This is a genomic window from Mesorhizobium sp. M8A.F.Ca.ET.021.01.1.1 (assembly GCF_003998025.1).
Taxonomy (GTDB): domain Bacteria; phylum Pseudomonadota; class Alphaproteobacteria; order Rhizobiales; family Rhizobiaceae; genus Mesorhizobium.
In genome coordinates this window covers 1-1,940 of sequence record NZ_RZSJ01000833.1, presented here as the reverse complement: position 1 = coordinate 1,940, position 1,940 = coordinate 1, and the positions used below count along the sequence as shown (strand labels likewise).

2 protein-coding genes are annotated in these 1,940 nt (G+C 58.6%); both read left to right on the top strand.

Annotated elements, in window-relative coordinates; all coding sequences use genetic code 11:
- The coding region (locus EOA36_RS34500; RefSeq protein WP_145969481.1) for an outer membrane protein at positions 1–804 on the top strand (804 nt) is incomplete at its 5' end.
- Between the two features lie 207 nt (positions 805–1,011).
- Positions 1,012–1,794: an outer membrane protein gene (locus tag EOA36_RS34495; RefSeq protein WP_127281137.1), complete on the top strand. Its 783-nt coding sequence runs from the start codon at positions 1,012–1,014 to the stop codon at positions 1,792–1,794.
- Positions 1,795–1,940 lie beyond the last annotated feature (146 nt).

Genomic DNA, 1,940 nt, shown 5'->3' with positions numbered 1-1,940 from the left:
GGTTTGGCCGGGCCGGTACTCGCAGCGGATCTGCCTGAGCGGCAGGTCGAAGAAGCGCCACCGCCGGTCTATGAGCCTGTCGATGTCGGCGGATGGTATATCCGCGGCGACCTCGACTATCACAAGTCGAAGGTGGGTGACATCGACTACATCACCTATGGGGCCGCGCCTTGCCCGTGCGGACCTCCCGTCGGGGTCGCCGGCAGCAAGAGCTTCGACTACGGCAAGCTCAAGGGCGGCTTCTCGCTCGGCGGCGGCGTCGGCTACAAGATCAATGATCACTTCCGCACCGACCTGACCGCCGATTATTGGTTCAAGTCGAACTTCAACGGCGCCACCTCGGATCTCACCACGACCTCGACCGAAGTGTCGAAGATGAGCGCCTTGCTGCTGCTGGCCAATGCGTATGTCGATATTGGCACCTGGCATGGCATCACGCCCTATGTCGGCGCCGGCATCGGCGGTGCGCGCGTCAAGTGGGATACTGTCTACGATCCGAACACGACCGAGTCCAACCCCGGAACATCCAGCTGGCGCTTCGCCTACGCGGTCATGGCCGGCGCCTCCTACTGTCTGACCGACAAAGTCATCCTCGATGCTGGCTACCGTTTCTCCCATATTCAGGGCGGTCGCATGTTCGAGTATGGTCCAAGCGGCGCCACGCCGGGCGCCGGGCCGGGCTTCGATCACGGCTTCAACACCAACGAAGTGCGCGGTGGCTTGCGCTATCAGTTTGGCGGCAACAACGGGTGCAGCGTACCGGTTGCCTATCAGCCCGAACCCGAGCCGATCTACACCAAGTAATCGCCTAGAAGTTCCAAGAATTCGTCGACCGCCCGGCATCAGCCGGGCGGTTTTCGTTTGAGATGATCCGGGGTGAGTCCGTTCGAAATCAATTCGCTAACGCTCTGTTAGCCTTAACCGGCACTTAACCACTATGGTTAACAATGCTCCTTGAAACGATGGCTGCCTGCGTGATCGCAGGTGTCGCCAAATCGGGAGTCGGGGACCATGACACTCATATCGCGTATTGCGTTGGCGCTTGCCGGATTTGGCCTCTTGCCACTGACATCGGCACTCGCCGCCGATTACGATCCTCCGGTCTATGTCGACCAGGCGCCGGACTATGTGCCGGTCGAGGTCGGCTCCGGATGGTATCTGCGCGGCGACGTCTCCTATCTGGTGCAAAAGAGCTTCAAAAACGGGGATTTCACCTTCCCGTCGGCGATCAACAACGAAAACTTTAGCGAGAGCAACAAAGCGGCCTTCGCGAGCATCGGTTTCGGCTATCATTTCACCGACTATCTGCGCGCCGATCTCAACCTCGGCTATTTGCCCGGTAACGACGTCAGCTTCAGCTATGACGATTCAGCGGTCGTCACGCTGCCGACATTGTCGACCCAGGGATCGGGATCGCTGAAGAACTATGCCTTCTCGGGGATACTCAATGGCTATGTCGATCTCGGCACATATGTCGGAATCACGCCCTATCTCGGCGCCGGCATCGGTGTTGTCCGCAGCAGGCACACGCTTTCGGCGACTTACACGGATAACAATGTCCCCGCCAACAGTTTCAACCTGCAGGACAACAAGACACAGTATTCCTTCGCCTATACGTTGAATGCCGGCCTTGCCTATCAGGTTTCCAAGAACGTTTCCGTCGATCTCGGATATCAGTATTTCTCGGCCCCCGACGCCGAATATGTGACGGCCGAAAGCCTGACCTCCTTCCCGGTCCACAAGGGAATCAGCAATCACCAGGTCAAGCTGGGGCTGCGCTACGATCTCTGGTAGGTCCCGCACAGATCAGCATTTCGGCGGCGGATCCCTGCGGTCCGCCGTCTGCATTTGAATCACGCGATCCTGATCACGGACATTCTTGTTTGATGCATGTCGTCGACCCAAAACCGCCGGGCACTTTTGGGCGACATGCATTTGGT